Origin of the sequence: Kitasatospora nipponensis (assembly GCF_039528135.1) — a bacterium.
In the GTDB taxonomy this organism is placed as follows: Bacteria; Actinomycetota; Actinomycetes; order Streptomycetales; family Streptomycetaceae; genus Kitasatospora; species Kitasatospora nipponensis.
The window spans coordinates 1-25,264 of the sequence record NZ_BAAALF010000123.1 but is presented as its reverse complement, the minus strand read 5'-3'; the positions used below and the strand labels follow the sequence as shown (position 1 = coordinate 25,264).

General features: G+C 69.0%; 27 protein-coding genes and 4 pseudogenes. 15 read left to right on the top strand and 16 right to left on the bottom strand.

The window, feature by feature from the left end; all coding sequences use genetic code 11:
• Nucleotides 1–199: 199 nt before the first annotated feature.
• Nucleotides 200–508 (top strand): hypothetical protein, encoded by a 309-nt coding sequence (locus tag ABD323_RS27380; RefSeq protein ID WP_344444655.1) that lies wholly within the window; start codon nucleotides 200–202, stop codon nucleotides 506–508.
• A 780-nt stretch (nucleotides 509–1,288) separates the two neighbouring features.
• Here the strand turns inward: ABD323_RS27380 and ABD323_RS27385 are convergent.
• Nucleotides 1,289–1,822: a hypothetical protein gene (locus ABD323_RS27385; RefSeq protein ID WP_344444656.1), complete on the bottom strand. Its 534-nt coding sequence runs from the start codon at nucleotides 1,820–1,822 to the stop codon at nucleotides 1,289–1,291.
• Between the two features lie 389 nt (nucleotides 1,823–2,211).
• Nucleotides 2,212–3,201 carry an AraC-like ligand-binding domain-containing protein gene (locus tag ABD323_RS27390; protein ID WP_344444657.1) on the bottom strand — a complete coding sequence of 330 codons (990 nt, stop codon included), beginning with the start codon at nucleotides 3,199–3,201 and terminating at the stop codon, nucleotides 2,212–2,214.
• Between the two features lie 180 nt (nucleotides 3,202–3,381).
• Between ABD323_RS27390 and ABD323_RS27395 the strand changes: the two genes are divergently transcribed.
• The 3 genes and pseudogenes from ABD323_RS27395 to ABD323_RS27405 all read left to right on the top strand — a co-directional run.
• Nucleotides 3,382–3,834: a hypothetical protein gene (locus ABD323_RS27395; protein WP_344444658.1), complete on the top strand. Its 453-nt coding sequence runs from the start codon at nucleotides 3,382–3,384 to the stop codon at nucleotides 3,832–3,834.
• A 356-nt stretch (nucleotides 3,835–4,190) separates the two neighbouring features.
• A complete protein-coding gene (locus ABD323_RS27400; RefSeq protein WP_344444659.1) occupies nucleotides 4,191–4,646 on the top strand; it encodes a hypothetical protein in 456 nt (151 codons plus the stop codon).
• A 52-nt stretch (nucleotides 4,647–4,698) separates the two neighbouring features.
• A pseudogene (locus ABD323_RS27405) lies at nucleotides 4,699–4,842 on the top strand (IS5/IS1182 family transposase); the annotation flags it as partial.
• A gap of 536 nt (nucleotides 4,843–5,378) precedes the next feature.
• On the opposite strand, the gene ABD323_RS27410 reads toward ABD323_RS27405, so the two are convergent.
• On the bottom strand, nucleotides 5,379–6,269 hold the full coding sequence (locus tag ABD323_RS27410; RefSeq protein WP_344444660.1) for an MBL fold metallo-hydrolase: 891 nt from the start codon (nucleotides 6,267–6,269) through the stop codon (nucleotides 5,379–5,381).
• 104 nt (nucleotides 6,270–6,373) lie between these two features.
• Here ABD323_RS27410 and ABD323_RS27415 point away from each other — a divergent pair, with 104 nt between their 5' ends.
• The 8 genes and pseudogenes from ABD323_RS27415 to ABD323_RS27450 all read left to right on the top strand — a co-directional run bounded on the left by ABD323_RS27415 (nucleotide 6,374) and on the right by ABD323_RS27450 (nucleotide 11,906).
• The gene (locus ABD323_RS27415) at nucleotides 6,374–6,982 is read left to right on the top strand and encodes a TetR/AcrR family transcriptional regulator (protein WP_344444661.1); all 609 of its coding nucleotides are present in this window, start codon (nucleotides 6,374–6,376) and stop codon (nucleotides 6,980–6,982) included.
• A gap of 172 nt (nucleotides 6,983–7,154) precedes the next feature.
• A pseudogene (locus tag ABD323_RS27420) lies at nucleotides 7,155–7,445 on the top strand (IS5/IS1182 family transposase); the annotation flags it as partial.
• 12 nt (nucleotides 7,446–7,457) lie between these two features.
• On the top strand, nucleotides 7,458–7,928 hold the full coding sequence (locus ABD323_RS27425) for a hypothetical protein (protein WP_344444663.1): 471 nt from the start codon (nucleotides 7,458–7,460) through the stop codon (nucleotides 7,926–7,928).
• A complete protein-coding gene (gene nudC / locus ABD323_RS27430; RefSeq protein ID WP_344444664.1) occupies nucleotides 7,903–8,802 on the top strand; it encodes an NAD(+) diphosphatase in 900 nt (299 codons plus the stop codon). Before ABD323_RS27425 ends, nudC (ABD323_RS27430) begins: the two co-directional genes overlap by 26 nt.
• A gap of 119 nt (nucleotides 8,803–8,921) precedes the next feature.
• Nucleotides 8,922–9,152, top strand: a complete 231-nt coding sequence (locus ABD323_RS27435) for a hypothetical protein (RefSeq protein ID WP_344444665.1) — start codon at nucleotides 8,922–8,924, stop codon at nucleotides 9,150–9,152.
• Nucleotides 9,153–9,739: 587 nt separating this feature from the next.
• Complete coding sequence (locus tag ABD323_RS27440; RefSeq protein ID WP_344444668.1) at nucleotides 9,740–10,243, top strand: RNA polymerase sigma factor; 504 nt, start codon at nucleotides 9,740–9,742, stop codon at nucleotides 10,241–10,243.
• Nucleotides 10,240–11,064, top strand: a complete 825-nt coding sequence (locus ABD323_RS27445) for a zf-HC2 domain-containing protein (protein WP_344444666.1) — start codon at nucleotides 10,240–10,242, stop codon at nucleotides 11,062–11,064. Before ABD323_RS27440 ends, ABD323_RS27445 begins: the two co-directional genes overlap by 4 nt.
• Before the next feature lie 32 nt (nucleotides 11,065–11,096).
• On the top strand, nucleotides 11,097–11,906 hold the full coding sequence (locus ABD323_RS27450; protein WP_344444667.1) for an ABC transporter ATP-binding protein: 810 nt from the start codon (nucleotides 11,097–11,099) through the stop codon (nucleotides 11,904–11,906).
• Nucleotides 11,907–12,564: 658 nt separating this feature from the next.
• On the opposite strand, the gene ABD323_RS27460 is transcribed toward ABD323_RS27450, so the two are convergent.
• From ABD323_RS27460 to ABD323_RS27500, 9 genes and pseudogenes are all read right to left on the bottom strand, one after another.
• Nucleotides 12,565–13,362 (bottom strand): hypothetical protein, encoded by a 798-nt coding sequence (locus tag ABD323_RS27460; RefSeq protein WP_425556173.1) that lies wholly within the window; start codon nucleotides 13,360–13,362, stop codon nucleotides 12,565–12,567.
• Nucleotides 13,359–14,168, bottom strand: a complete 810-nt coding sequence (locus tag ABD323_RS27465; RefSeq protein ID WP_344444667.1) for an ABC transporter ATP-binding protein — start codon at nucleotides 14,166–14,168, stop codon at nucleotides 13,359–13,361. Before ABD323_RS27465 ends, ABD323_RS27460 begins: the two co-directional genes overlap by 4 nt.
• Nucleotides 14,169–14,200: 32 nt before the next feature.
• Entirely contained in the window at nucleotides 14,201–15,025 is an 825-nt protein-coding gene (locus ABD323_RS27470; RefSeq protein ID WP_344444666.1) for a zf-HC2 domain-containing protein, read from the bottom strand.
• Nucleotides 15,022–15,525: an RNA polymerase sigma factor gene (locus ABD323_RS27475; protein ID WP_344444668.1), complete on the bottom strand. Its 504-nt coding sequence runs from the start codon at nucleotides 15,523–15,525 to the stop codon at nucleotides 15,022–15,024. The genes ABD323_RS27470 and ABD323_RS27475 overlap by 4 nt, the downstream gene beginning before the upstream one ends.
• A gap of 587 nt (nucleotides 15,526–16,112) precedes the next feature.
• Nucleotides 16,113–16,343: a hypothetical protein gene (locus ABD323_RS27480; protein WP_344444665.1), complete on the bottom strand. Its 231-nt coding sequence runs from the start codon at nucleotides 16,341–16,343 to the stop codon at nucleotides 16,113–16,115.
• Nucleotides 16,344–16,462: 119 nt separating this feature from the next.
• Nucleotides 16,463–17,362, bottom strand: a complete 900-nt coding sequence (nudC, locus tag ABD323_RS27485; RefSeq protein WP_344444664.1) for an NAD(+) diphosphatase — start codon at nucleotides 17,360–17,362, stop codon at nucleotides 16,463–16,465.
• Complete coding sequence (locus ABD323_RS27490; RefSeq protein ID WP_344444663.1) at nucleotides 17,337–17,807, bottom strand: hypothetical protein; 471 nt, start codon at nucleotides 17,805–17,807, stop codon at nucleotides 17,337–17,339. The genes nudC (ABD323_RS27485) and ABD323_RS27490 overlap by 26 nt, the downstream gene beginning before the upstream one ends.
• Before the next feature lie 12 nt (nucleotides 17,808–17,819).
• Nucleotides 17,820–18,110: pseudogene (locus ABD323_RS27495) on the bottom strand (IS5/IS1182 family transposase); the annotation flags it as partial.
• Nucleotides 18,111–18,282: 172 nt separating this feature from the next.
• Nucleotides 18,283–18,891: a TetR/AcrR family transcriptional regulator gene (locus ABD323_RS27500; protein ID WP_344444661.1), complete on the bottom strand. Its 609-nt coding sequence runs from the start codon at nucleotides 18,889–18,891 to the stop codon at nucleotides 18,283–18,285.
• Between the two features lie 104 nt (nucleotides 18,892–18,995).
• Between ABD323_RS27500 and ABD323_RS27505 the strand changes: the two genes are divergently transcribed.
• Nucleotides 18,996–19,886 carry an MBL fold metallo-hydrolase gene (locus tag ABD323_RS27505; RefSeq protein ID WP_344444660.1) on the top strand — a complete coding sequence of 297 codons (891 nt, stop codon included), beginning with the start codon at nucleotides 18,996–18,998 and terminating at the stop codon, nucleotides 19,884–19,886.
• 536 nt (nucleotides 19,887–20,422) lie between these two features.
• On the opposite strand, the pseudogene ABD323_RS27510 reads toward ABD323_RS27505, so the two are convergent.
• From ABD323_RS27510 to ABD323_RS27520, 3 genes and pseudogenes are all read right to left on the bottom strand, one after another.
• Nucleotides 20,423–20,566: pseudogene (locus tag ABD323_RS27510) on the bottom strand (IS5/IS1182 family transposase); the annotation flags it as partial.
• A gap of 52 nt (nucleotides 20,567–20,618) precedes the next feature.
• Nucleotides 20,619–21,074, bottom strand: a complete 456-nt coding sequence (locus tag ABD323_RS27515; RefSeq protein WP_344444659.1) for a hypothetical protein — start codon at nucleotides 21,072–21,074, stop codon at nucleotides 20,619–20,621.
• A 356-nt stretch (nucleotides 21,075–21,430) separates the two neighbouring features.
• On the bottom strand, nucleotides 21,431–21,883 hold the full coding sequence (locus ABD323_RS27520; RefSeq protein WP_344444658.1) for a hypothetical protein: 453 nt from the start codon (nucleotides 21,881–21,883) through the stop codon (nucleotides 21,431–21,433).
• 180 nt (nucleotides 21,884–22,063) lie between these two features.
• On the opposite strand from ABD323_RS27520, the gene ABD323_RS27525 reads away from it, so the two are divergent.
• On the top strand, nucleotides 22,064–23,053 hold the full coding sequence (locus ABD323_RS27525; protein ID WP_344444657.1) for an AraC-like ligand-binding domain-containing protein: 990 nt from the start codon (nucleotides 22,064–22,066) through the stop codon (nucleotides 23,051–23,053).
• A gap of 389 nt (nucleotides 23,054–23,442) precedes the next feature.
• Nucleotides 23,443–23,976 carry a hypothetical protein gene (locus tag ABD323_RS27530; protein WP_344444656.1) on the top strand — a complete coding sequence of 178 codons (534 nt, stop codon included), beginning with the start codon at nucleotides 23,443–23,445 and terminating at the stop codon, nucleotides 23,974–23,976.
• 780 nt (nucleotides 23,977–24,756) lie between these two features.
• Here ABD323_RS27530 and ABD323_RS27535 read toward each other — a convergent pair.
• Nucleotides 24,757–25,065 (bottom strand): hypothetical protein, encoded by a 309-nt coding sequence (locus ABD323_RS27535; RefSeq protein ID WP_344444655.1) that lies wholly within the window; start codon nucleotides 25,063–25,065, stop codon nucleotides 24,757–24,759.
• Nucleotides 25,066–25,264 lie beyond the last annotated feature (199 nt).

The window sequence follows — 25,264 nt, the reverse complement described above, 5'->3', positions numbered from 1 at the left end:
CCCGGCGCGGATCGGTGGTCGGGGACATGGTCGGGATCACCTCCTGCTCAACCGGGGCCAGCCCCGAGCGGGCACCGGCCGGGTGCCGGATTCACTCGGCGGGCTGACATCAGGTCAGTCGAACGCATGTACGAAATACTAGAGCACGCCCTCCTCTGCTCCTGCGCCGCAGCCTTCCACTGACCAGCCCCACAGCTGGTTGGACGCCGAGGTGCTCTCGGAGCGGGAACTCGCGGCGGTGGCGGCCGACACGGTGCGGGCAACGGCACTGGGCCTCGAGAAGGTGGCGGGCACGGCGGAGCTGGCTGCGTTGAGGTGGCAGGCCCTCGAACAGCTGCGACCCGGCACCGTGACGGCCCTCGATGTCCACGTCAAACCTGCCCCGTGGTGCGGTCATGCCTGCCCCGTGGTGCAGCACGATCAGGATTCCGACGACCGGCCCGCTCGACACGATGACCAGCCCGCCGCGCAGCCGGTCCGGCCCCCACTCGCCGACCACGGCGGCTAGCAGCGGCTCCGCCAGCAGATGCGCGAGCAGGCCCAGGTCCGTCAGGCCGAGTTCGACGAAACCGCGGCCGCCCGCGAGGACCCCGCAGGAGCCCGGCCCACTGCCGCCGAGGACAGCTGTCTCCAGGGGGCCGCCGACCCTGCCCACGTTCGTGAGCAGCTCGCCCGGCATGCCGCCGCCCTCGCTGTTGCCCGGACCAACCGCGTAGGTGCCGTTCCGCTGCGCCGCCCCTTCGGGAGCCAACCGCTGCCACAGCGCGGCACCGCGTGGGCACCGACCACGCCGATGGGGCCGGCTTCGAAGCGAGGTGAAGTGGTTCGGGCACGGATTCCGTGAAGTCGGTCAACGGGCCATCACGGTCTGTGCTCGTTGGCCGAGACTTGCACGGATGGCTGTGCGGTGCGGGCTCGGTCGGACAGAATGCTGGACATGACGACTTGAAGAGCACCGGCCGGGCGGCAGCACTGGCGCAAGGTCGGGAGCGGCTGGTCCGTTCTGGACGGTGAACGCCGGATCTGCGCCGCATGCGGGACGCCCGTCCGGTCGTACCAGTACCGCTTCTATCCGCCCGAGTCCTCCATGTTCGAGCGCTGCATCGGGTTCGCCTGGTGCTCAACTTGCAGGATCTACTCGGGAAACATGGTTCACATCCCGCGGAAGCGGGTTCTGGTCGATGCCCTCGCATCCCTTCCTCCTGAGCAACACGAGCGGTTGCTGCGTTCGGAAACTGGACTGATCGAGTTCCTGGACCGCCGGCTCCGAGGCAGAGAAGGGCAGACCTCACCGGGCAGGCACTCCTGAACCGATCAAGGGTTCTTCAGCCCGGTCCGTGGCCGGCGGCTGGCGGCGATCAGGAGGAGCCGTTTGCCTTGAGCTGCCGCTGGTCGTCCTCGCGCAGACGGTCGGGGGGCCCATGATCCAGCGGGTGGCCTGGCGGGGCGAGGGAGGCCGGGCCATCGGCGGCGTGCTCCCGGCCCGATGCCCCGGCTGCAGCGACTGCCAGGTGGCGGTGGCGGCCGCGTCGGGTGCCGGCGCCTGGCCGGCCACCGGCCTGATGGTGGGGGAGTGGTGCCCGGGTGGGGGTGGCAGGTCAGACTCGGCAGGGCCCGGGCGGGGTCGGTGGGCGAGGGCGGCGAGGCGCTGCAGCGCGGCGGTGTTGAGGCGGATCTCGACGGTACCGGCGTTGCTGGCTCCGCTGCGGGGGCGGGTGGTGGTGATGCCGAGGGCGTCCAGGAGGTCGGTGGTGGTGGCCTGGTAGGCGTGGGCGAGGCGGTGTAGGTAGGGGGCGGTGGTCTCGTGGGGCAGCGGTCGCACCCGTAGTGCCCCGGCTGTCGGTGCCCAGGGCCCGCCGCACGGCCCCCGGGGCGGCCCGATGGCGGTGACGGTGGTCGTCAGACGGGCCGTCATGTGGTCTGGCGGGCGGGTCGGCTGGCGCGTGGGGTCCGGCGGCTGGGGGTGCGGGGCCGGTAGTGCTCTTCGGCGAGGTGGTCCAGGGCGATGGCGTCCAGGGTGGCGCGGGTGATCTTCTCGCTCTCGTCGAGGATGGCGGCGATCGCGGCACGTCGCAGGAGACGGGAGAACTCCCCGCCGGCTGCCCGCAGCCGACTACCCCGACACCGCCACTACCCGAAAGCTGCTGGTCATCGAGCTACAGACCGGTTCACCACCACGCTCTGATAGACCCCGGCTGATGATCTATCCGTTCAGACAGTTCCCTGGGTGTTTTCGCCCGGGCTTCGACGCATCCCCGCCAGCCGGCGGTACTCCCCCGGGGGAAGTCCGTAGGCCGTCCTGAACGCGCGGCTGAAGGTCGTCGCGTCCGCGAAGCCCCACCGGGTGCCGATCGTCCCCACGGGGTGCTTCGCGAGGCCAGGCCGCACCAGGTCGGCTCGGCACCGGTCCAGCCGTAGTCTCCGGATGAAGGTACTCACGGTCCGTTCCTCCGTGCCGAACAGGTAGTGCAGGTGGCGCACCGAGATGCAGTGCGCGTCCGCGATCGTCTGGGGCGACAGCTGGGGTTCTGTCAGGTGATCGCGGATGAAGGCTTTCACCTCGTGCAGAAGCACGCTCTGCCGGGTCTCCGGGGGCAGCAGTCCCTCCCGGTCGGCCATGCCGCCGAGGAACGCACAGGCCAACTGGACCGCGGCCGAACCGAGGTGCTCGGCCTCCAGCGCGCTCCATCGGGTCTCTGTCAGCTGCCGGAGGAGTCCGGCGAGCAGGCCTCCGGTCCCGTGCGCGGGAAGTCTGCGGGACAGCAGGCCCCGTAACGCCTGCGCCGGCAGCGGCACCGCGGCCTTCGGCAGGTGGAGGATAGTGACACGGCTGTTGTCGGTCAGGACGTGGGACGTGAACGGCCGGGACGTGTCGTACAAGAGCAGGTCACCAGTCCTGACCTGGGTCCAACTGCGGTCCTGTTCCATGCTCATGGTCCCACTGACCACGTACCCCAACTCCCAGAGCTCGGGATCCGAACGTCGAATCAGCTCGGGAGTACGCACAGAGCGCAACGGCGGGCAGGAGAACGCCGACGCACCTACCGACCCGAGCCTCCACGCGGCAGCCGACGCGCGGAAGTCTCCACGGTGCTCGGTGACGTGGTGCGCCGGCGCCAGATCGCGTGCCACCAATTCGTACCACCAGGCGAACCTCTCCCCCTTCGGCACGTCCGTCGTACTCAGCTCGCTTCCGTCCATTTAATCCCCCTCGATCCGCTGTGCACATGGTGTCAAGGACCTTGCAGTCCACGCCAATGACACCCGAACAGCCCCACGCGACACTACTGTTCGGGCCGCCGGAACTGCGCGCGGCATATCGGCTACATTGCTCACGCTGTCCACCAGCATGCGTGGCAGCTGAACCAGACGGGTTGGATCATGAAGTACACACGCAAGGCGACCAAGATGCTCATCGCGGGTGCGGTAGCGGTGGCAACCGTCATCGGTATGTCCGGAACTGCTTCCGCGAATAGCGACCCGTGGGCCTTGCACCAAGGCGAAACTCTCAATGTTGGGGACTCGATCATAACTCCCATCGGCGATTTCAATCGGTACGAGCTGATCATGCAGGCGGACGGCAACCTCGTAGAGTACCTCTGGAGTGGCGACCCGTCAGCAGGCCAGCAGAGCCGTACGCCGATCTGGGCAACTGGCACAAACGGGACGGGCGCCGACCACGCAACGTATCAGCAAGACGGCAATTTCGTTGTCTACGCCGGCAGTTGGGCGCCGTGGGCGTCGAACACCGTGCACGGAGGGGGTTCGACCGTCGACATCAGCACGCAGGGCTCCCTGTACGTCGGCTACACGCGAGTCTTCTGCCGGTGCTGACCAATCTCCGGAGCTGACTCACGAGTTGGTGCCGTCTCTCAAGCTGCAAGACGGCAGCAACGTTCCGGCTTGACTGTGAGCGCCTGGCCCGGGCCAAGGAGAGCGAGCTGACGCCAGTCAGCGACCTCCATCCCGGTCGGCGGCTATCGGCAGCTGCGAGTGTCGGCCGCCCGGCACCATCCCGCGTCGACTGTCGACATCGGCTCAGCCGGCAGGCCATCTCGCCACTCAAAAGCCATCGGACCTCGTCGTGGCGTTTCACATTTTATGTGCGTTTCACTGCACGTACTTACGATCAATTTGATCCTGCTGGCCACCAAGACTCGTGGCAGCTGAACCGGACAGGGGTGGGAGCTATGAAGTCCATGCTCAAGGCGACCAAGATACTCATCGCAGGCGCCGCAGCGGTGGCATCCGTCGTCGGTCTCTCCGGGACCGCCTCGGCGACCGACATGACTGCCTTGCCCAAGGGTCAGTCCCTCAATCCCGGGGACTCGATCATCAGCTACTACGACTCCAATATTTCGTTCGAGCTGACCCTGCAGACGGATGGGAACCTTGTTGAGTACCATCGGCAGATTGACCTGAGCACCGGCAATCTGGTTCGCCGTGCGTGCTGGGCAACGAACACCATGGGGTCCGGTGCCACCAATGCGACGTATCAATCGGACGGCAACTTCGTTCTCTACAACGGCAACTCGCCGCTGTGGGCGTCGAACACCCAATGGAAGGCGGGTTCGACCGTCGACATCAACTCCTTTGGCGCCGTATACGTCGGCGTCACGAAGCTAATCGACCAGTGCCAGCCCTGATCAACCAAGGGCTGTCCCGTAACTGCTGGCCACGGGTGAGACGATCTTGCCCGTGGCTGGTGTGATCACGGCGTCGGAGCCGTCCTGGACATCCCCGTTCACCGGGCTGAGCCCGCGGGACTTCAGCAAGCTGATGACGGTGCTGCGCCGCCAAGGCGCCGACACCGTGCGGCCTGGTCGGCCGTGGAGCTTGCCGGGACAGCCCTTAGCCGACAACAGACCTGTCGGGGGGTCTGAAGCTGGCGCCGAACGCCGGACTGGGATCGAGGCCCTGCCGCGACGTGGCAAGGGAGGCGACCCGGACCCGCGATCACAAGCTACCGACACCCCCACCCGAGCCCCTGCGGACAAACAGCCCACGCCCACCAGGCCACACAACGGCAGGACCGGGCCGCCGTGGCCGCCGCAGTGGGGCGGCGACCACACCGCCCGAACCGATCCGGCCGCCGACACCGGCAACCGGATCAGCGTTGTCCACCGGTACCACGAGCAGATGTCCTCGGTATTCGTGACCTGGATCATCGCCGGGCCCTGACCTGGCATCAGCACGTCCCCGGGAAGATCGTGGGCTTCTCGGCCCGAATCGTGACAAGAGAGTCCCGTGGGCCGGGTCGGTCTGCTGGCCAACGGGAGCGGCGCTGCCCGAGGCCGGGCTCGCCGGCCTTCAATGCCGTTGCCCGACGGGCGACTGTGGGTGGTCGCCGCACCTGCGCGATTGGCTGGGTCGATGGGTCAGAGCCAGCCGCCGGCGATGAACTGGACAGGGTCTTCGCCGGGGTTCTCGCGGATGCCGTACACGGCCTGGGCGGTGGCCCACAGGACCGTGCGTCCCAGCCGGTCCGGGTAGCGCTCGACCATTGCGTTGAAGTAGTCGACGGCGGTCTTCTCGGTGCGGAACAGTTCCTCGGCGACGTCGAGGTACTCACGCGTCTCGGCGATGGTGCGTGCGGCGTCGTCGTCGAGGGTGGCGTTCTGGTGGCCGGCCACGATGGAGCGGGCGTCCAGCGCTGCGACCCGGTCGATCGCCTGGCGCCAGGCGTCCAGGCCCGCCAGCGAGGTCTCGCTGAGGTAGAGGTGGGCGCCGTTGTAGATGACATCGCCGCCGATGACCAGTCCGAGGTCGGGGACGTGCAGGACGCTGCTCGCGTCGGTGTCGGTGTACCCGGCCTCGACGATGACGAGGTCTTTGCCTTCGAGGGTGAACCGGTTGTCCGGCACTGTCACCGCGGTCACCGGGGACTCCGGGATGCCTGGGTAGACCTTGTCCCAGACGAACGGCCGCGCGGCGACGTTGGCATGCATCTGGCCGATCGTTCCCTCGGTCGCCACGACGCGCGCGCCGAACCGCTCAGCGAGCAGGTCGGCGTTGAACCAGTGGTCGCCGTGGCCGTGCGTGATGAAGATGTCCGTCAGGTTCCGGTTCTTGCCGGCGACCCAGTCGCCCAGCGCGCGCGCCTGGTCGGCCGTGAAGCCCGGGTCGACGAGCACGGCGTCCTCGGCGCCATGGATCAGGGTGCTGGCCAGTGGAGGGAACAGCCTGGCCTCTCCGTTCGGAAGCGTTCCGTTGTCCTGCTGCGGCGGGTTGTTGATGAACACGTCGTAGGCGAGTTCGGTCGAGTTCATGATCATGGTCCTCTCGGGCCCACCTAGGTAAAGCGGTCGCTGTACCTAGAGTCGAAGCTACGCCGCCTCGTGGCCCATGTAAAGTGATCGCTATACTTTTGGGCATGGCGACATCGACACCGATCAGCAGGGCGCCCCGCGGCGGGCGCGGAGCGCGCGAGCGCATCCTGCTGGCCGCACAGGAGCTCTTCTACACACGCGGTATCCACGCCACCGGTGTGGCGGCGCTCACGGAGGCCGCGCACGTCTCGACGCGGACCTTCTACGTGCACTTCGCAACCAAGAACGCACTGGTGGAGGAGTATCTGCGCCGGTTCGAGTCAACGAACCCGCTCCCTGCTGAAGCAGCCCTGGAACGCGGCGACCTGACCCCAATTCAGCGGCTGTTGGCGATCTTCGACCCCGTGGAGAGCGACTCGTCAGCGCCATTTCGCGGCTGCCCCTTCCACAACGCCGCCGTCGAGGGCGCCGGAGAGCTCCCGGACATCGCCCGTCTCGCGCAGCGACACAAGCAAGCCTTCCGCGATCGCCTGGTGGCCACGGCCGCCGAGGCCGGTGCAGCCGACCCGGAGAGCCTCGGCAGGCAACTCGCCGTGATCTTCGAGGGTGCCAACGCGCTGGCAGCCTCCTGCAACGACACGGAAGCGTTCACCGATGCCCGACTGGCCGCCAAGACGCTCCTGAACGTGGCTGTTGGCGCTGAGTCCCGCTGAGTGAGGCTGGACGACGGTCCGCATCTCCATGGCCGTAACGGGTCCCGCCGTCCAGCCGCGGCAGCACAGCCGAACGGCGCATCCGTCGGTCGAGCCGACAGGTAGAACTGGGAGGGGTCATCTACGGCAGGTGCCCACAGCGCGGACAAGGTCGCGCAGGCCGGGACCGTGCAGACCCGCCCTGGTCGACCAGGGCTTCAAGTCCAGCGTGGTCGATCACGGCGCCGACCTGGGCATCAAGGTGGAGATCGTCAAACGCAGCCCCGACGACGTCGGGTTCGTCCCGCAGGCTAAACGCTGGGTATCCGAGCAGGTCAACGGCATCCTTATGTTGCACCGTCGCCTGGTCCGCGACTACGAGGCACTGCCGGCCAACGCCGAGTCCCGCGTGTACTGGGCGATATCGGCGAACTTGTCCCGCAGGCTGACCAAGGAGTCGACGCCGACCTGGCGCGGAGCGTAGGAGGACCCGCCGATGTCACGCACCGCACTGGAGAGGATCGCCGACCGGGAACAGGCGATCGGCGACATCACCGAGCAGCTGTCCGCCGAGGTCAGCCAGCTCACCGCCCGCCTGGCCGAACTCGACGCGGAACGCGCCGACCTGGCAATCGTCCGCAAGGTCATCCTGTCCCTCGGCGACGACGAGCCCACCGGCGACCGGATGCCGGGCCTGCCCGACAACCCGATCTACCAGCAGATCCTCACCGCGCTCATCGACGCCGCAGCCCCGCAATGCTGCCGCGACCTGTGCCGCCCCCTGGCCACCGGCACCGAGCCCACGCACATCTCCGGCATGCGCAACAAGCTCAAGCCTCTGACCAGCGCCGGCCTCGTCGTCGAGACCGAGCTCGATACCCCAGTTGGTGGACGCCCACTATCGTGGAATCTGCGCAGGACAGGACGGGCTAGGGGGAACCTTGTATTACAGCGGCTTGGGGCTTGACCGGGTTGGCGGCCGGCGTACCGACTCGGAGTGGGTCGCCGGGCTGTTGACGAGCCCCAGTACCCAGGTGATTCCCCTGTGGCGGGACCACTGTCTGGTCCGCGACGACAGGCCCATCCGGCTGCCGCTGGCCGAGGCGCGGGGCATCCTCGACGCCGCCGACGACCAGGTGTTTCTCGGCCTGGACGGAGAGGCCGCGGTGTTCGCGGCCGACGTGTCCCGCGTCGACCGGTCCAACGCCGTCGAACTGGCCACCGCGGACACGGTGCTGGAGGTGCGAGCCATGGTTCCCACCATCACGCCGGACGAGGCGGGCCTGCTCGCGTATGCCCGTGGAATCCTGCACTGGAACCGGAATCAGCGGTTCTGCGGCGCGTGCGGCGGTCCGGCCGTCCCCAGCAACGGTGGCCACCTGCGGACCTGTCAGGACTGCGGGAAGCTGCTCTTCCCGCGGATCGAACCGGCCGTGATTGTGCTGGTCGAACTACCCGGCACGCCTCGGCGCTGCCTGCTCGGCCGGCACGCGGGATCCGATCCGGACCGCTTCAGCACGCTGGCTGGGTTCGTCGAGATCGGGGAGAGCCTCGAGGACGCGGTGCGCCGCGAGGTCGCCGAAGAGGCCGGTGTCGAGGTGGGGACGATCACCTATCAGGGATCCCAGTCGTGGCCGTTCCCATCCGGGATGATGATCGGGTTCCGCGCCGAGGCCGTTTCCGACCGGATCGACGTGGACAACGTGGAGGTGGTGGAGGCACGTTGGTTCACGGCGGCCGAACTTCGGTCGCGAATTACGGACTCCGCTGTCGGCGGGCCCTACCGGGTCGACTCGATCGGCAAAGTGCTCATCGACCAGTGGTTGGCCGACGTGGAGTGAGTCAGCTTGCCACACTGTTGGGGGGAATGTGAGCCGAACTCGACGCGGAACGCGCCGACCTGGCAATCGTCCGCAAGGTCATCCTGTCCCTCGGCGACGACGAGCCCACCGGCGACCGGATGCCGGGCCTGCCCGACAACCCGATCTACCAGCAGATCCTCACCGCGCTCATCGACGCCGCAGCCCCGCAACGCTGCCCCGACCTGTGCCGCACCCTGGCCACCGGCACCGAGCCCACGCACATCTCCGGCATGCGCAACAAGCGGCTCAAGCGTCTGACCAGCGCCGGCCTCGTCGTCGAGACCGAGCCCGGACTGTTCGCAATCCCCACACCCAGAACAGCCGACTGACCGCGTGACCTGCCCACACACCGTCACAACGACGAAACGGACATAGCCTCACTCAACGCCCTCTGAGAGCCGGTCGGGACAACCTCGACCCAGCGGACCCCGGGAGCATGGGCATCACCGACGGGGCCGAGGAACTGTTCGACCGATCGACCGCGGGTCAGGGCACCGACAGCGACGGACTCGGCTAGGTGTCGCACCTGGGCAGCCTAGAGGCCGGGGCAGACGTCGCGCTTCGGCTGGGGCCGTGGATGGGCGACAGATCCGGAAATTGGACTGAGCGCTTCGTAGGCGAGTGGGTGCTTCAGTTGGCGGGCTGGACCATCGGCATCGATGGTGATTGCGGGTCAGCCGGCCTGCTCGGTCAGGGCTGCACCGAGGAGGGTGAAGCACCGCGAGGCGGTGCGTTTCACCAGGCGCCGGATGGAACCGGCGACCGGGCTTCCCGGGGATCGGGATCCTTCGTGCGTGAGACTGTGATGCAGGTCACGGTAGGCGCAGAACCTGTGCGCGGTATCTGTCGTCTGGCTGGTGTGAGATCACGAGGGAGAGCACTGGACGAGCTGGACGAGGAGCGCCTCGTCCGGCTGGTGGCCAGAGGTGACCGCAGGGCGTTCGACGAGCTGTACCGGCGCACGTCGCCGTGGCTGGCGGTGCGGTTGCGCCGCCGCTGTGCGGACGAGCAGATCGTCGCCGAGGTCATGCAGGAGACCTATCTGGCGGTGTGGCGCGCGGCCGGCGCGTTCGCCGGGAGCGCGGTCGGCGGGACGGCCGTCGGGTGGTTGTGGACGATCGCGGCGCGCCGCCTGGTCGATGCGTTCCGGCGCCGTGCCCACCATGCCGAGCCGCCGGTCGCCGTCGCCGAGCGGGCGGTGGTACCCGCGGCGGAGGACAAGGCACTGGCCGCGACCGTCGGCGGCGAGGTCGGCGACGCCCTGCGGCGACTGGCGCCGGAACTCCGCGAGGTACTGCAGGCCATGGTGCTCGACGGGCTTTCGGTGCGGGAGACCGCGGTTCTGCTCAGACTGCCCGAAGGCACGGTCAAGACCCGCGCCCGCCGGGCCCGGATCGCGATGCGGGAGGCGCTGGCATGAGCAGGGAACACGCGTCGATGCGGTTGCTCGACGACTACGCACGTGGTGACGCGGTGATGGCGGCGGACACGGTATGGGCGTTGGAGGCCCATCTGGAGACGTGCGCGCCGTGCCGCAGTCGCCTGGCGGACTCCGTGGCCACCGAGGCGCCCGGCATCGCCGGGCTCCTCGACACCGTCCGGGCCGGTCTGGAGCCGCAGCTGGACGCGGCCGTCAGGGGGCCCTCGCGGCGACGGCGCCCGAGGTGGGTGTCGGCCTGGATGACGCCGGTCATGGCCCCGTGGCTGGCCATGACCGCCGTCGTCACCCTGACGGCGCTGCTGCTGGGCGCGGTCGTGCCGGCGGAGGTCTTCGGCGGCTCCTCGACGATGTCGCTGATCGCCCCCGTGCTGCCGCTGTGCGGTGTCGCCGCATCGTGGTCGCGCGGCCTGGACCCGGCGCACGAACTGACGGCCTCGACCGCCCGAGCAGGCCTGCCCCTGCTCCTGCGACGCACCACGGCAGTCCTCGTGGTGGTCCTGCCCGGGCTCCTGGTGTGGGGATGGCTGACCGGAACCATGACGGCCGCGCAGTGGCTGCTGCCCTCCCTGGCCTTCACCTCCACCGCGCTGGCGCTGGGCAGCGTGGTCGGCGTGACCCGCGCCGCCACCGGGCTGGTGGCCGCGTGGGGCGTCGTCGTGGCACCCACGTGGGTCACCGGCCGCGTCCCCTCCGTCCTGCAACTCGCCCTGCAGCGGAATCAACTGCCCCTGTGGGGGCTACTCCTCGCGCTCGGCATCGGCGCCGTGATCGCCCGCAGAAACGCCTACTCAACGCTGTGAAACCATCGTCGACCCTCGAAAGGGACCACCCCATGACACCCGTGACGAGCGCGGCCGACACCGCGCCCAGAACCCACGCCTGGGAGATCCGGGCCAGTGGCCTGAGAGTTCGCGTCGGACGCAAGAAGATGGCCGTCGACGGGCTCGACCTCTCCCTGGGCATCGGCGCCCACGGCCTCCTGGGACCCAACGGAGCGGGAAAGACCACCCTGATCCGGACGCTGGCCACCGTGCTGCGCCCCACCGAGGGCGAATTGGAGATGCTCGGCACCTGCGTGGGCCCGCTGGGCGACCACCGGGCCCTGCGTCGCCGGATCGGCTACCTGCCGCAGGAGTTCGGCTACTACAAGCGCTTCACGGTGCGTGAGTTCGTCGAGTACATGGCCTGGTTGAAGGAGGTTCCGAAGGCGGAGGTCCCCGGGGCCGTCCAGCGGGCCGTGGAGCGGGTGGGCCTGGCGGACCGTGCCGACCATCGGATGAAGACCCTGTCCGGCGGCATGGTTCGGCGGGCCGGCATCGCCCAGGCCATCGTCAACGATCCCGCGGTGCTGCTGCTGGACGAGCCGACCGCCGGACTGGACCCGGCGCAGCGACTGCGTTTCCGCGAGTTGCTCCAGGAACTGGGCCGCGACACCTGCGTGGTCGTCTCCACGCACTTGGTCGAGGACGTCGCGGCCGCCTGCTCCGACGTGGTGCTCTTCGCCGACGGCCGTCTCGTCTTCCAGGGCACGCCGGGCGACCTGGCCGCGGCGGGCGGCCCCGACCACCCGGGCGACAGTCCCTTGGAGCGCGGCTATTCGGCGCTGCTCGAGGGCTCCGAGCGGCCGGGAGGCACCTGGTGAACGGACGCGTCCTGCGTACCGAGCTGAAGCGCTCCCTCACGCCGTGGCCCGGCATCGTCGTCCTGGGCGGCAGCCTGGCGGTCTTCTTTCTGATGGACGGGATCTGGTGGAAGGGCCCCGCGGGGTGGACGGCCCAGTGGACCTCCATGGCCTTGTGGACCCGGTACCTGCTGCTCTTCTGGTGGCCGCTCGTGGTGGGCATGGGAGCGGTGGCCGGGCTGCGCGAATCCCGTTCGCGGATGACCGAACTGCTGTCGACCACCCCGCTGCCGGCGTGGCGCCGTGCGGCGCTGCCGGCCGGTGCGACGGCGCTCACGCTGGCGTCGGGCTTCGGCCTCTTCGTCCTGGTGGGCGGAGTCCAGGTGGCCCTCGGCACCACCGCCTACATGCCCCTCGGCTGGCTGCCGATCTCGCTGGTGGCGGCGCTGGCCCTCGTCGCGGGGGCCGTGTTCGGGATGGGCGTCGCGCGGGCCGTGCCCTCCGTGCTCACCCCGCCGGCGCTGTCGGTGTTCCTCTTGCTGACGGCCCTCTACCTGAGGCAGGACAATGCCGGGGCACTGCCGTCGAGCCTCGCGCCGAACCGGCTCGCCCAGCTGTCCCCGGCGACTGCGGAGCCGCGGGAGATGCTGCTGACGCTGTCCGGCTCCGTGCACCTCGGTCAGATGCTCTGGCTGCTGGGCCTGCTCGCCACCGGATTCGCCCTGCTGTCGGCCGCGAGCAGCCGGGCCCGGCTGCTCGCGGCCGACAGCAGGGCGAATCCGGTGGCGAGCAGGCCCAGCAGCCAGAGCATCTGACCGAGGTGCACGGAGCCGGACAGCGTCAGCAGCATCTCCCGCGGCTCCGCAGTCGCCGGGGACAGCTGGGCGAGCCGGTTCGGCGCGAGGCTCGACGGCAGTGCCCCGGCATTGTCCTGCCTCAGGTAGAGGGCCGTCAGCAAGAGGAACACCGACAGCGCCGGCGGGGTGAGCACGGAGGGCACGGCCCGCGCGACGCCCATCCCGAACACGGCCCCCGCGACGAGGGCCAGCGCCGCCACCAGCGAGATCGGCAGCCAGCCGAGGGGCATGTAGGCGGTGGTGCCGAGGGCCACCTGGACTCCGCCCACCAGGACGAAGAGGCCGAAGCCCGACGCCAGCGTGAGCGCCGTCGCACCGGCCGGCAGCGCCGCACGGCGCCACGCCGGCAGCGGGGTGGTCGACAGCAGTTCGGTCATCCGCGAACGGGATTCGCGCAGCCCGGCCACCGCTCCCATGCCCACCACGAGCGGCCACCAGAAGAGCAGCAGGTACCGGGTCCACAAGGCCATGGAGGTCCACTGGGCCGTCCACCCCGCGGGGCCCTTCCACCAGATCCCGTCCATCAGAAAGAAGACCGCCAGGCTGCCGCCCAGGACGACGATGCCGGGCCACGGCGTGAGGGAGCGCTTCAGCTCGGTACGCAGGACGCGTCCGTTCACCAGGTGCCTCCCGGCCGCTCGGAGCCCTCGAGCAGCGCCGAATAGCCGCGCTCCAAGGGACTGTCGCCCGGGTGGTCGGGGCCGCCCGCCGCGGCCAGGTCGCCCGGCGTGCCCTGGAAGACGAGACGGCCGTCGGCGAAGAGCACCACGTCGGAGCAGGCGGCCGCGACGTCCTCGACCAAGTGCGTGGAGACGACCACGCAGGTGTCGCGGCCCAGTTCCTGGAGCAACTCGCGGAAACGCAGTCGCTGCGCCGGGTCCAGTCCGGCGGTCGGCTCGTCCAGCAGCAGCACCGCGGGATCGTTGACGATGGCCTGGGCGATGCCGGCCCGCCGAACCATGCCGCCGGACAGGGTCTTCATCCGATGGTCGGCACGGTCCGCCAGGCCCACCCGCTCCACGGCCCGCTGGACGGCCCCGGGGACCTCCGCCTTCGGAACCTCCTTCAACCAGGCCATGTACTCGACGAACTCACGCACCGTGAAGCGCTTGTAGTAGCCGAACTCCTGCGGCAGGTAGCCGATCCGGCGACGCAGGGCCCGGTGGTCGCCCAGCGGGCCCACGCAGGTGCCGAGCATCTCCAATTCGCCCTCGGTGGGGCGCAGCACGGTGGCCAGCGTCCGGATCAGGGTGGTCTTTCCCGCTCCGTTGGGTCCCAGGAGGCCGTGGGCGCCGATGCCCAGGGAGAGGTCGAGCCCGTCGACGGCCATCTTCTTGCGTCCGACGCGAACTCTCAGGCCACTGGCCCGGATCTCCCAGGCGTGGGTTCTGGGCGCGGTGTCGGCCGCGCTCGTCACGGGTGTCATGGGGTGGTCCCTTTCGAGGGTCGACGATGGTTTCACAGCGTTGAGTAGGCGTTTCTGCGGGCGATCACGGCGCCGATGCCGAGCGCGAGGAGTAGCCCCCACAGGGGCAGTTGATTCCGCTGCAGGGCGAGTTGCAGGACGGAGGGGACGCGGCCGGTGACCCACGTGGGTGCCACGACGACGCCCCACGCGGCCACCAGCCCGGTGGCGGCGCGGGTCACGCCGACCACGCTGCCCAGCGCCAGCGCGGTGGAGGTGAAGGCCAGGGAGGGCAGCAGCCACTGCGCGGCCGTCATGGTTCCGGTCAGCCATCCCCACACCAGGAGCCCGGGCAGGACCACCACGAGGACTGCCGTGGTGCGTCGCAGGAGCAGGGGCAGGCCTGCTCGGGCGGTCGAGGCCGTCAGTTCGTGCGCCGGGTCCAGGCCGCGCGACCACGATGCGGCGACACCGCACAGCGGCAGCACGGGGGCGATCAGCGACATCGTCGAGGAGCCGCCGAAGACCTCCGCCGGCACGACCGCGCCCAGCAGCAGCGCCGTCAGGGTGACGACGGCGGTCATGGCCAGCCACGGGGCCATGACCGGCGTCATCCAGGCCGACACCCACCTCGGGCGCCGTCGCCGCGAGGGCCCCCTGACGGCCGCGTCCAGCTGCGGCTCCAGACCGGCCCGGACGGTGTCGAGGAGCCCGGCGATGCCGGGCGCCTCGGTGGCCACGGAGTCCGCCAGGCGACTGCGGCACGGCGCGCACGTCTCCAGATGGGCCTCCAACGCCCATACCGTGTCCGCCGCCATCACCGCGTCACCACGTGCGTAGTCGTCGAGCAACCGCATCGACGCGTGTTCCCTGCTCATGCCAGCGCCTCCCGCATCGCGATCCGGGCCCGGCGGGCGCGGGTCTTGACCGTGCCTTCGGGCAGTCTGAGCAGAACCGCGGTCTCCCGCACCGAAAGCCCGTCGAGCACCATGGCCTGCAGTACCTCGCGGAGTTCCGGCGCCAGTCGCCGCAGGGCGTCGCCGACCTCGCCGCCGACGGTCGCGGCCAGTGCCTTGTCCTCCGCCGCGGGTACCACCGCCCGCTCGGCGACGGCGACCGGCGGCTCGGCATGGTGGGCACGGCGCCGGAACGCATCGACCAGGCGGCGCGCCGCGATCGTCCACAACCACCCGACGGCCGTCCCGCCGACCGCGCTCCCGGCGAACGCGCCGGCCGCGCGCCACACCGCCAGATAGGTCTCCTGCATGACCTCGGCGACGATCTGCTCGTCCGCACAGCGGCGGCGCAACCGCACCGCCAGCCACGGCGACGTGCGCCGGTACAGCTCGTCGAACGCCCTGCGGTCACCTCTGGCCACCAGCCGGACGAGGCGCTCCTCGTCCAGCTCGTCCAGTGCTCTCCCTCGTGATCTCACACCAGCCAGACGACAGATACCGCGCACAGGTTCTGCGCCTACCGTGACCTGCATCACAGTCTCACGCACGAAGGATCCCGATCCCCGGGAAGCCCGGTCGCCGGTTCCATCCGGCGCCTGGTGAAACGCACCGCCTCGCGGTGCTTCACCCTCCTCGGTGCAGCCCTGACCGAGCAGGCCGGCTGACCCGCAATCACCATCGATGCCGATGGTCCAGCCCGCCAACTGAAGCACCCACTCGCCTACGAAGCGCTCAGTCCAATTTCCGGATCTGTCGCCCATCCACGGCCCCAGCCGAAGCGCGACGTCTGCCCCGGCCTCTAGGCTGCCCAGGTGCGACACCTAGCCGAGTCCGTCGCTGTCGGTGCCCTGACCCGCGGTCGATCGGTCGAACAGTTCCTCGGCCCCGTCGGTGATGCCCATGCTCCCGGGGTCCGCTGGGTCGAGGTTGTCCCGACCGGCTCTCAGAGGGCGTTGAGTGAGGCTATGTCCGTTTCGTCGTTGTGACGGTGTGTGGGCAGGTCACGCGGTCAGTCGGCTGTTCTGGGTGTGGGGATTGCGAACAGTCCGGGCTCGGTCTCGACGACGAGGCCGGCGCTGGTCAGACGCTTGAGCCGCTTGTTGCGCATGCCGGAGATGTGCGTGGGCTCGGTGCCGGTGGCCAGGGTGCGGCACAGGTCGGGGCAGCGTTGCGGGGCTGCGGCGTCGATGAGCGCGGTGAGGATCTGCTGGTAGATCGGGTTGTCGGGCAGGCCCGGCATCCGGTCGCCGGTGGGCTCGTCGTCGCCGAGGGACAGGATGACCTTGCGGACGATTGCCAGGTCGGCGCGTTCCGCGTCGAGTTCGGCTCACATTCCCCCCAACAGTGTGGCAAGCTGACTCACTCCACGTCGGCCAACCACTGGTCGATGAGCACTTTGCCGATCGAGTCGACCCGGTAGGGCCCGCCGACAGCGGAGTCCGTAATTCGCGACCGAAGTTCGGCCGCCGTGAACCAACGTGCCTCCACCACCTCCACGTTGTCCACGTCGATCCGGTCGGAAACGGCCTCGGCGCGGAACCCGATCATCATCCCGGATGGGAACGGCCACGACTGGGATCCCTGATAGGTGATCGTCCCCACCTCGACACCGGCCTCTTCGGCGACCTCGCGGCGCACCGCGTCCTCGAGGCTCTCCCCGATCTCGACGAACCCAGCCAGCGTGCTGAAGCGGTCCGGATCGGATCCCGCGTGCCGGCCGAGCAGGCAGCGCCGAGGCGTGCCGGGTAGTTCGACCAGCACAATCACGGCCGGTTCGATCCGCGGGAAGAGCAGCTTCCCGCAGTCCTGACAGGTCCGCAGGTGGCCACCGTTGCTGGGGACGGCCGGACCGCCGCACGCGCCGCAGAACCGCTGATTCCGGTTCCAGTGCAGGATTCCACGGGCATACGCGAGCAGGCCCGCCTCGTCCGGCGTGATGGTGGGAACCATGGCTCGCACCTCCAGCACCGTGTCCGCGGTGGCCAGTTCGACGGCGTTGGACCGGTCGACGCGGGACACGTCGGCCGCGAACACCGCGGCCTCTCCGTCCAGGCCGAGAAACACCTGGTCGTCGGCGGCGTCGAGGATGCCCCGCGCCTCGGCCAGCGGCAGCCGGATGGGCCTGTCGTCGCGGACCAGACAGTGGTCCCGCCACAGGGGAATCACCTGGGTACTGGGGCTCGTCAACAGCCCGGCGACCCACTCCGAGTCGGTACGCCGGCCGCCAACCCGGTCAAGCCCCAAGCCGCTGTAATACAAGGTTCCCCCTAGCCCGTCCTGTCCTGCGCAGATTCCACGATAGTGGGCGTCCACCAACTGGGGTATCGAGCTCGGTCTCGACGACGAGGCCGGCGCTGGTCAGAGGCTTGAGCTTGTTGCGCATGCCGGAGATGTGCGTGGGCTCGGTGCCGGTGGCCAGGGGGCGGCACAGGTCGCGGCAGCATTGCGGGGCTGCGGCGTCGATGAGCGCGGTGAGGATCTGCTGGTAGATCGGGTTGTCGGGCAGGCCCGGCATCCGGTCGCCGGTGGGCTCGTCGTCGCCGAGGGACAGGATGACCTTGCGGACGATTGCCAGGTCGGCGCGTTCCGCGTCGAGTTCGGCCAGGCGGGCGGTGAGCTGGCTGACCTCGGCGGACAGCTGCTCGGTGATGTCGCCGATCGCCTGTTCCCGGTCGGCGATCCTCTCCAGTGCGGTGCGTGACATCGGCGGGTCCTCCTACGCTCCGCGCCAGGTCGGCGTCGACTCCTTGGTCAGCCTGCGGGACAAGTTCGCCGATATCGCCCAGTACACGCGGGACTCGGCGTTGGCCGGCAGTGCCTCGTAGTCGCGGACCAGGCGACGGTGCAACATAAGGATGCCGTTGACCTGCTCGGATACCCAGCGTTTAGCCTGCGGGACGAACCCGACGTCGTCGGGGCTGCGTTTGACGATCTCCACCTTGATGCCCAGGTCGGCGCCGTGATCGACCACGCTGGACTTGAAGCCCTGGTCGACCAGGGCGGGTCTGCACGGTCCCGGCCTGCGCGACCTTGTCCGCGCTGTGGGCACCTGCCGTAGATGACCCCTCCCAGTTCTACCTGTCGGCTCGACCGACGGATGCGCCGTTCGGCTGTGCTGCCGCGGCTGGACGGCGGGACCCGTTACGGCCATGGAGATGCGGACCGTCGTCCAGCCTCACTCAGCGGGACTCAGCGCCAACAGCCACGTTCAGGAGCGTCTTGGCGGCCAGTCGGGCATCGGTGAACGCTTCCGTGTCGTTGCAGGAGGCTGCCAGCGCGTTGGCACCCTCGAAGATCACGGCGAGTTGCCTGCCGAGGCTCTCCGGGTCGGCTGCACCGGCCTCGGCGGCCGTGGCCACCAGGCGATCGCGGAAGGCTTGCTTGTGTCGCTGCGCGAGACGGGCGATGTCCGGGAGCTCTCCGGCGCCCTCGACGGCGGCGTTGTGGAAGGGGCAGCCGCGAAATGGCGCTGACGAGTCGCTCTCCACGGGGTCGAAGATCGCCAACAGCCGCTGAATTGGGGTCAGGTCGCCGCGTTCCAGGGCTGCTTCAGCAGGGAGCGGGTTCGTTGACTCGAACCGGCGCAGATACTCCTCCACCAGTGCGTTCTTGGTTGCGAAGTGCACGTAGAAGGTCCGCGTCGAGACGTGCGCGGCCTCCGTGAGCGCCGCCACACCGGTGGCGTGGATACCGCGTGTGTAGAAGAGCTCCTGTGCGGCCAGCAGGATGCGCTCGCGCGCTCCGCGCCCGCCGCGGGGCGCCCTGCTGATCGGTGTCGATGTCGCCATGCCCAAAAGTATAGCGATCACTTTACATGGGCCACGAGGCGGCGTAGCTTCGACTCTAGGTACAGCGACCGCTTTACCTAGGTGGGCCCGAGAGGACCATGATCATGAACTCGACCGAACTCGCCTACGACGTGTTCATCAACAACCCGCCGCAGCAGGACAACGGAACGCTTCCGAACGGAGAGGCCAGGCTGTTCCCTCCACTGGCCAGCACCCTGATCCATGGCGCCGAGGACGCCGTGCTCGTCGACCCGGGCTTCACGGCCGACCAGGCGCGCGCGCTGGGCGACTGGGTCGCCGGCAAGAACCGGAACCTGACGGACATCTTCATCACGCACGGCCACGGCGACCACTGGTTCAACGCCGACCTGCTCGCTGAGCGGTTCGGCGCGCGCGTCGTGGCGACCGAGGGAACGATCGGCCAGATGCATGCCAACGTCGCCGCGCGGCCGTTCGTCTGGGACAAGGTCTACCCAGGCATCCCGGAGTCCCCGGTGACCGCGGTGACAGTGCCGGACAACCGGTTCACCCTCGAAGGCAAAGACCTCGTCATCGTCGAGGCCGGGTACACCGACACCGACGCGAGCAGCGTCCTGCACGTCCCCGACCTCGGACTGGTCATCGGCGGCGATGTCATCTACAACGGCGCCCACCTCTACCTCAGCGAGACCTCGCTGGCGGGCCTGGACGCCTGGCGCCAGGCGATCGACCGGGTCGCAGCGCTGGACGCCCGCTCCATCGTGGCCGGCCACCAGAACGCCACCCTCGACGACGACGCCGCACGCACCATCGCCGAGACGCGTGAGTACCTCGACGTCGCCGAGGAACTGTTCCGCACCGAGAAGACCGCCGTCGACTACTTCAACGCAATGGTCGAGCGCTACCCGGACCGGCTGGGACGCACGGTCCTGTGGGCCACCGCCCAGGCCGTGTACGGCATCCGCGAGAACCCCGGCGAAGACCCTGTCCAGTTCATCGCCGGCGGCTGGCTCTGACCCATCGACCCAGCCAATCGCGCAGGTGCGGCGACCACCCACAGTCGCCCGTCGGGCAACGGCATTGAAGGCCGGCGAGCCCGGCCTCGGGCAGCGCCGCTCCCGTTGGCCAGCAGACCGACCCGGCCCACGGGACTCTCTTGTCACGATTCGGGCCGAGAAGCCCACGATCTTCCCGGGGACGTGCTGATGCCAGGTCAGGGCCCGGCGATGATCCAGGTCACGAATACCGAGGACATCTGCTCGTGGTACCGGTGGACAACGCTGATCCGGTTGCCGGTGTCGGCGGCCGGATCGGTTCGGGCGGTGTGGTCGCCGCCCCACTGCGGCGGCCACGGCGGCCCGGTCCTGCCGTTGTGTGGCCTGGTGGGCGTGGGCTGTTTGTCCGCAGGGGCTCGGGTGGGGGTGTCGGTAGCTTGTGATCGCGGGTCCGGGTCGCCTCCCTTGCCACGTCGCGGCAGGGCCTCGATCCCAGTCCGGCGTTCGGCGCCAGCTTCAGACCCCCCGACAGGTCTGTTGTCGGCTAAGGGCTGTCCCGGCAAGCTCCACGGCCGACCAGGCCGCACGGTGTCGGCGCCTTGGCGGCGCAGCACCGTCATCAGCTTGCTGAAGTCCCGCGGGCTCAGCCCGGTGAACGGGGATGTCCAGGACGGCTCCGACGCCGTGATCACACCAGCCACGGGCAAGATCGTCTCACCCGTGGCCAGCAGTTACGGGACAGCCCTTGGTTGATCAGGGCTGGCACTGGTCGATTAGCTTCGTGACGCCGACGTATACGGCGCCAAAGGAGTTGATGTCGACGGTCGAACCCGCCTTCCATTGGGTGTTCGACGCCCACAGCGGCGAGTTGCCGTTGTAGAGAACGAAGTTGCCGTCCGATTGATACGTCGCATTGGTGGCACCGGACCCCATGGTGTTCGTTGCCCAGCACGCACGGCGAACCAGATTGCCGGTGCTCAGGTCAATCTGCCGATGGTACTCAACAAGGTTCCCATCCGTCTGCAGGGTCAGCTCGAACGAAATATTGGAGTCGTAGTAGCTGATGATCGAGTCCCCGGGATTGAGGGACTGACCCTTGGGCAAGGCAGTCATGTCGGTCGCCGAGGCGGTCCCGGAGAGACCGACGACGGATGCCACCGCTGCGGCGCCTGCGATGAGTATCTTGGTCGCCTTGAGCATGGACTTCATAGCTCCCACCCCTGTCCGGTTCAGCTGCCACGAGTCTTGGTGGCCAGCAGGATCAAATTGATCGTAAGTACGTGCAGTGAAACGCACATAAAATGTGAAACGCCACGACGAGGTCCGATGGCTTTTGAGTGGCGAGATGGCCTGCCGGCTGAGCCGATGTCGACAGTCGACGCGGGATGGTGCCGGGCGGCCGACACTCGCAGCTGCCGATAGCCGCCGACCGGGATGGAGGTCGCTGACTGGCGTCAGCTCGCTCTCCTTGGCCCGGGCCAGGCGCTCACAGTCAAGCCGGAACGTTGCTGCCGTCTTGCAGCTTGAGAGACGGCACCAACTCGTGAGTCAGCTCCGGAGATTGGTCAGCACCGGCAGAAGACTCGCGTGTAGCCGACGTACAGGGAGCCCTGCGTGCTGATGTCGACGGTCGAACCCCCTCCGTGCACGGTGTTCGACGCCCACGGCGCCCAACTGCCGGCGTAGACAACGAAATTGCCGTCTTGCTGATACGTTGCGTGGTCGGCGCCCGTCCCGTTTGTGCCAGTTGCCCAGATCGGCGTACGGCTCTGCTGGCCTGCTGACGGGTCGCCACTCCAGAGGTACTCTACGAGGTTGCCGTCCGCCTGCATGATCAGCTCGTACCGATTGAAATCGCCGATGGGAGTTATGATCGAGTCCCCAACATTGAGAGTTTCGCCTTGGTGCAAGGCCCACGGGTCGCTATTCGCGGAAGCAGTTCCGGACATACCGATGACGGTTGCCACCGCTACCGCACCCGCGATGAGCATCTTGGTCGCCTTGCGTGTGTACTTCATGATCCAACCCGTCTGGTTCAGCTGCCACGCATGCTGGTGGACAGCGTGAGCAATGTAGCCGATATGCCGCGCGCAGTTCCGGCGGCCCGAACAGTAGTGTCGCGTGGGGCTGTTCGGGTGTCATTGGCGTGGACTGCAAGGTCCTTGACACCATGTGCACAGCGGATCGAGGGGGATTAAATGGACGGAAGCGAGCTGAGTACGACGGACGTGCCGAAGGGGGAGAGGTTCGCCTGGTGGTACGAATTGGTGGCACGCGATCTGGCGCCGGCGCACCACGTCACCGAGCACCGTGGAGACTTCCGCGCGTCGGCTGCCGCGTGGAGGCTCGGGTCGGTAGGTGCGTCGGCGTTCTCCTGCCCGCCGTTGCGCTCTGTGCGTACTCCCGAGCTGATTCGACGTTCGGATCCCGAGCTCTGGGAGTTGGGGTACGTGGTCAGTGGGACCATGAGCATGGAACAGGACCGCAGTTGGACCCAGGTCAGGACTGGTGACCTGCTCTTGTACGACACGTCCCGGCCGTTCACGTCCCACGTCCTGACCGACAACAGCCGTGTCACTATCCTCCACCTGCCGAAGGCCGCGGTGCCGCTGCCGGCGCAGGCGTTACGGGGCCTGCTGTCCCGCAGACTTCCCGCGCACGGGACCGGAGGCCTGCTCGCCGGACTCCTCCGGCAGCTGACAGAGACCCGATGGAGCGCGCTGGAGGCCGAGCACCTCGGTTCGGCCGCGGTCCAGTTGGCCTGTGCGTTCCTCGGCGGCATGGCCGACCGGGAGGGACTGCTGCCCCCGGAGACCCGGCAGAGCGTGCTTCTGCACGAGGTGAAAGCCTTCATCCGCGATCACCTGACAGAACCCCAGCTGTCGCCCCAGACGATCGCGGACGCGCACTGCATCTCGGTGCGCCACCTGCACTACCTGTTCGGCACGGAGGAACGGACCGTGAGTACCTTCATCCGGAGACTACGGCTGGACCGGTGCCGAGCCGACCTGGTGCGGCCTGGCCTCGCGAAGCACCCCGTGGGGACGATCGGCACCCGGTGGGGCTTCGCGGACGCGACGACCTTCAGCCGCGCGTTCAGGACGGCCTACGGACTTCCCCCGGGGGAGTACCGCCGGCTGGCGGGGATGCGTCGAAGCCCGGGCGAAAACACCCAGGGAACTGTCTGAACGGATAGATCATCAGCCGGGGTCTATCAGAGCGTGGTGGTGAACCGGTCTGTAGCTCGATGACCAGCAGCTTTCGGGTAGTGGCGGTGTCGGGGTAGTCGGCTGCGGGCAGCCGGCGGGGAGTTCTCCCGTCTCCTGCGACGTGCCGCGATCGCCGCCATCCTCGACGAGAGCGAGAAGATCACCCGCGCCACCCTGGACGCCATCGCCCTGGACCACCTCGCCGAAGAGCACTACCGGCCCCGCACCCCCAGCCGCCGGACCCCACGCGCCAGCCGACCCGCCCGCCAGACCACATGACGGCCCGTCTGACGACCACCGTCACCGCCATCGGGCCGCCCCGGGGGCCGTGCGGCGGGCCCTGGGCACCGACAGCCGGGGCACTACGGGTGCGACCGCTGCCCCACGAGACCACCGCCCCCTACCTACACCGCCTCGCCCACGCCTACCAGGCCACCACCACCGACCTCCTGGACGCCCTCGGCATCACCACCACCCGCCCCCGCAGCGGAGCCAGCAACGCCGGTACCGTCGAGATCCGCCTCAACACCGCCGCGCTGCAGCGCCTCGCCGCCCTCGCCCACCGACCCCGCCCGGGCCCTGCCGAGTCTGACCTGCCACCCCCACCCGGGCACCACTCCCCCACCATCAGGCCGGTGGCCGGCCAGGCGCCGGCACCCGACGCGGCCGCCACCGCCACCTGGCAGTCGCTGCAGCCGGGGCATCGGGCCGGGAGCACGCCGCCGATGGCCCGGCCTCCCTCGCCCCGCCAGGCCACCCGCTGGATCATGGGCCCCCCGACCGTCTGCGCGAGGACGACCAGCGGCAGCTCAAGGCAAACGGCTCCTCCTGATCGCCGCCAGCCGCCGGCCACGGACCGGGCTGAAGAACCCTTGATCGGTTCAGGAGTGCCTGCCCGGTGAGGTCTGCCCTTCTCTGCCTCGGAGCCGGCGGTCCAGGAACTCGATCAGTCCAGTTTCCGAACGCAGCAACCGCTCGTGTTGCTCAGGAGGAAGGGATGCGAGGGCATCGACCAGAACCCGCTTCCGCGGGATGTGAACCATGTTTCCCGAGTAGATCCTGCAAGTTGAGCACCAGGCGAACCCGATGCAGCGCTCGAACATGGAGGACTCGGGCGGATAGAAGCGGTACTGGTACGACCGGACGGGCGTCCCGCATGCGGCGCAGATCCGGCGTTCACCGTCCAGAACGGACCAGCCGCTCCCGACCTTGCGCCAGTGCTGCCGCCCGGCCGGTGCTCTTCAAGTCGTCATGTCCAGCATTCTGTCCGACCGAGCCCGCACCGCACAGCCATCCGTGCAAGTCTCGGCCAACGAGCACAGACCGTGATGGCCCGTTGACCGACTTCACGGAATCCGTGCCCGAACCACTTCACCTCGCTTCGAAGCCGGCCCCATCGGCGTGGTCGGTGCCCACGCGGTGCCGCGCTGTGGCAGCGGTTGGCTCCCGAAGGGGCGGCGCAGCGGAACGGCACCTACGCGGTTGGTCCGGGCAACAGCGAGGGCGGCGGCATGCCGGGCGAGCTGCTCACGAACGTGGGCAGGGTCGGCGGCCCCCTGGAGACAGCTGTCCTCGGCGGCAGTGGGCCGGGCTCCTGCGGGGTCCTCGCGGGCGGCCGCGGTTTCGTCGAACTCGGCCTGACGGACCTGGGCCTGCTCGCGCATCTGCTGGCGGAGCCGCTGCTAGCCGCCGTGGTCGGCGAGTGGGGGCCGGACCGGCTGCGCGGCGGGCTGGTCATCGTGTCGAGCGGGCCGGTCGTCGGAATCCTGATCGTGCTGCACCACGGGGCAGGCATGACCGCACCACGGGGCAGGTTTGACGTGGACATCGAGGGCCGTCACGGTGCCGGGTCGCAGCTGTTCGAGGGCCTGCCACCTCAACGCAGCCAGCTCCGCCGTGCCCGCCACCTTCTCGAGGCCCAGTGCCGTTGCCCGCACCGTGTCGGCCGCCACCGCCGCGAGTTCCCGCTCCGAGAGCACCTCGGCGTCCAACCAGCTGTGGGGCTGGTCAGTGGAAGGCTGCGGCGCAGGAGCAGAGGAGGGCGTGCTCTAGTATTTCGTACATGCGTTCGACTGACCTGATGTCAGCCCGCCGAGTGAATCCGGCACCCGGCCGGTGCCCGCTCGGGGCTGGCCCCGGTTGAGCAGGAGGTGATCCCGACCATGTCCCCGACCACCGATCCGCGCCGGG

What these genes read in the sequence shown, in the direction of transcription:
- ABD323_RS27390 (WP_344444657.1), bottom strand. Translation starts at nt 3,201, where the DNA reads ATGGACGGAAGCGAGCTGAGTACGACGGACGTGCCGAAGGGGGAGAGG.
- ABD323_RS27395 (WP_344444658.1), top strand. Translation starts at nt 3,382, where the DNA reads ATGAAGTACACACGCAAGGCGACCAAGATGCTCATCGCGGGTGCGGTA.
- ABD323_RS27400 (WP_344444659.1), top strand. Translation starts at nt 4,191, where the DNA reads ATGAAGTCCATGCTCAAGGCGACCAAGATACTCATCGCAGGCGCCGCA.
- ABD323_RS27410 (WP_344444660.1), bottom strand. Translation starts at nt 6,269, where the DNA reads ATGAACTCGACCGAACTCGCCTACGACGTGTTCATCAACAACCCGCCG.
- ABD323_RS27415 (WP_344444661.1), top strand. Translation starts at nt 6,374, where the DNA reads ATGGCGACATCGACACCGATCAGCAGGGCGCCCCGCGGCGGGCGCGGA.
- ABD323_RS27425 (WP_344444663.1), top strand. Translation starts at nt 7,458, where the DNA reads ATGTCACGCACCGCACTGGAGAGGATCGCCGACCGGGAACAGGCGATC.
- ABD323_RS27435 (WP_344444665.1), top strand. Translation starts at nt 8,922, where the DNA reads ATGCCGGGCCTGCCCGACAACCCGATCTACCAGCAGATCCTCACCGCG.
- ABD323_RS27445 (WP_344444666.1), top strand. Translation starts at nt 10,240, where the DNA reads ATGAGCAGGGAACACGCGTCGATGCGGTTGCTCGACGACTACGCACGT.
- ABD323_RS27450 (WP_344444667.1), top strand. Translation starts at nt 11,097, where the DNA reads ATGACACCCGTGACGAGCGCGGCCGACACCGCGCCCAGAACCCACGCC.
- ABD323_RS27465 (WP_344444667.1), bottom strand. Translation starts at nt 14,168, where the DNA reads ATGACACCCGTGACGAGCGCGGCCGACACCGCGCCCAGAACCCACGCC.
- ABD323_RS27470 (WP_344444666.1), bottom strand. Translation starts at nt 15,025, where the DNA reads ATGAGCAGGGAACACGCGTCGATGCGGTTGCTCGACGACTACGCACGT.
- ABD323_RS27480 (WP_344444665.1), bottom strand. Translation starts at nt 16,343, where the DNA reads ATGCCGGGCCTGCCCGACAACCCGATCTACCAGCAGATCCTCACCGCG.
- ABD323_RS27490 (WP_344444663.1), bottom strand. Translation starts at nt 17,807, where the DNA reads ATGTCACGCACCGCACTGGAGAGGATCGCCGACCGGGAACAGGCGATC.
- ABD323_RS27500 (WP_344444661.1), bottom strand. Translation starts at nt 18,891, where the DNA reads ATGGCGACATCGACACCGATCAGCAGGGCGCCCCGCGGCGGGCGCGGA.
- ABD323_RS27505 (WP_344444660.1), top strand. Translation starts at nt 18,996, where the DNA reads ATGAACTCGACCGAACTCGCCTACGACGTGTTCATCAACAACCCGCCG.
- ABD323_RS27515 (WP_344444659.1), bottom strand. Translation starts at nt 21,074, where the DNA reads ATGAAGTCCATGCTCAAGGCGACCAAGATACTCATCGCAGGCGCCGCA.
- ABD323_RS27520 (WP_344444658.1), bottom strand. Translation starts at nt 21,883, where the DNA reads ATGAAGTACACACGCAAGGCGACCAAGATGCTCATCGCGGGTGCGGTA.
- ABD323_RS27525 (WP_344444657.1), top strand. Translation starts at nt 22,064, where the DNA reads ATGGACGGAAGCGAGCTGAGTACGACGGACGTGCCGAAGGGGGAGAGG.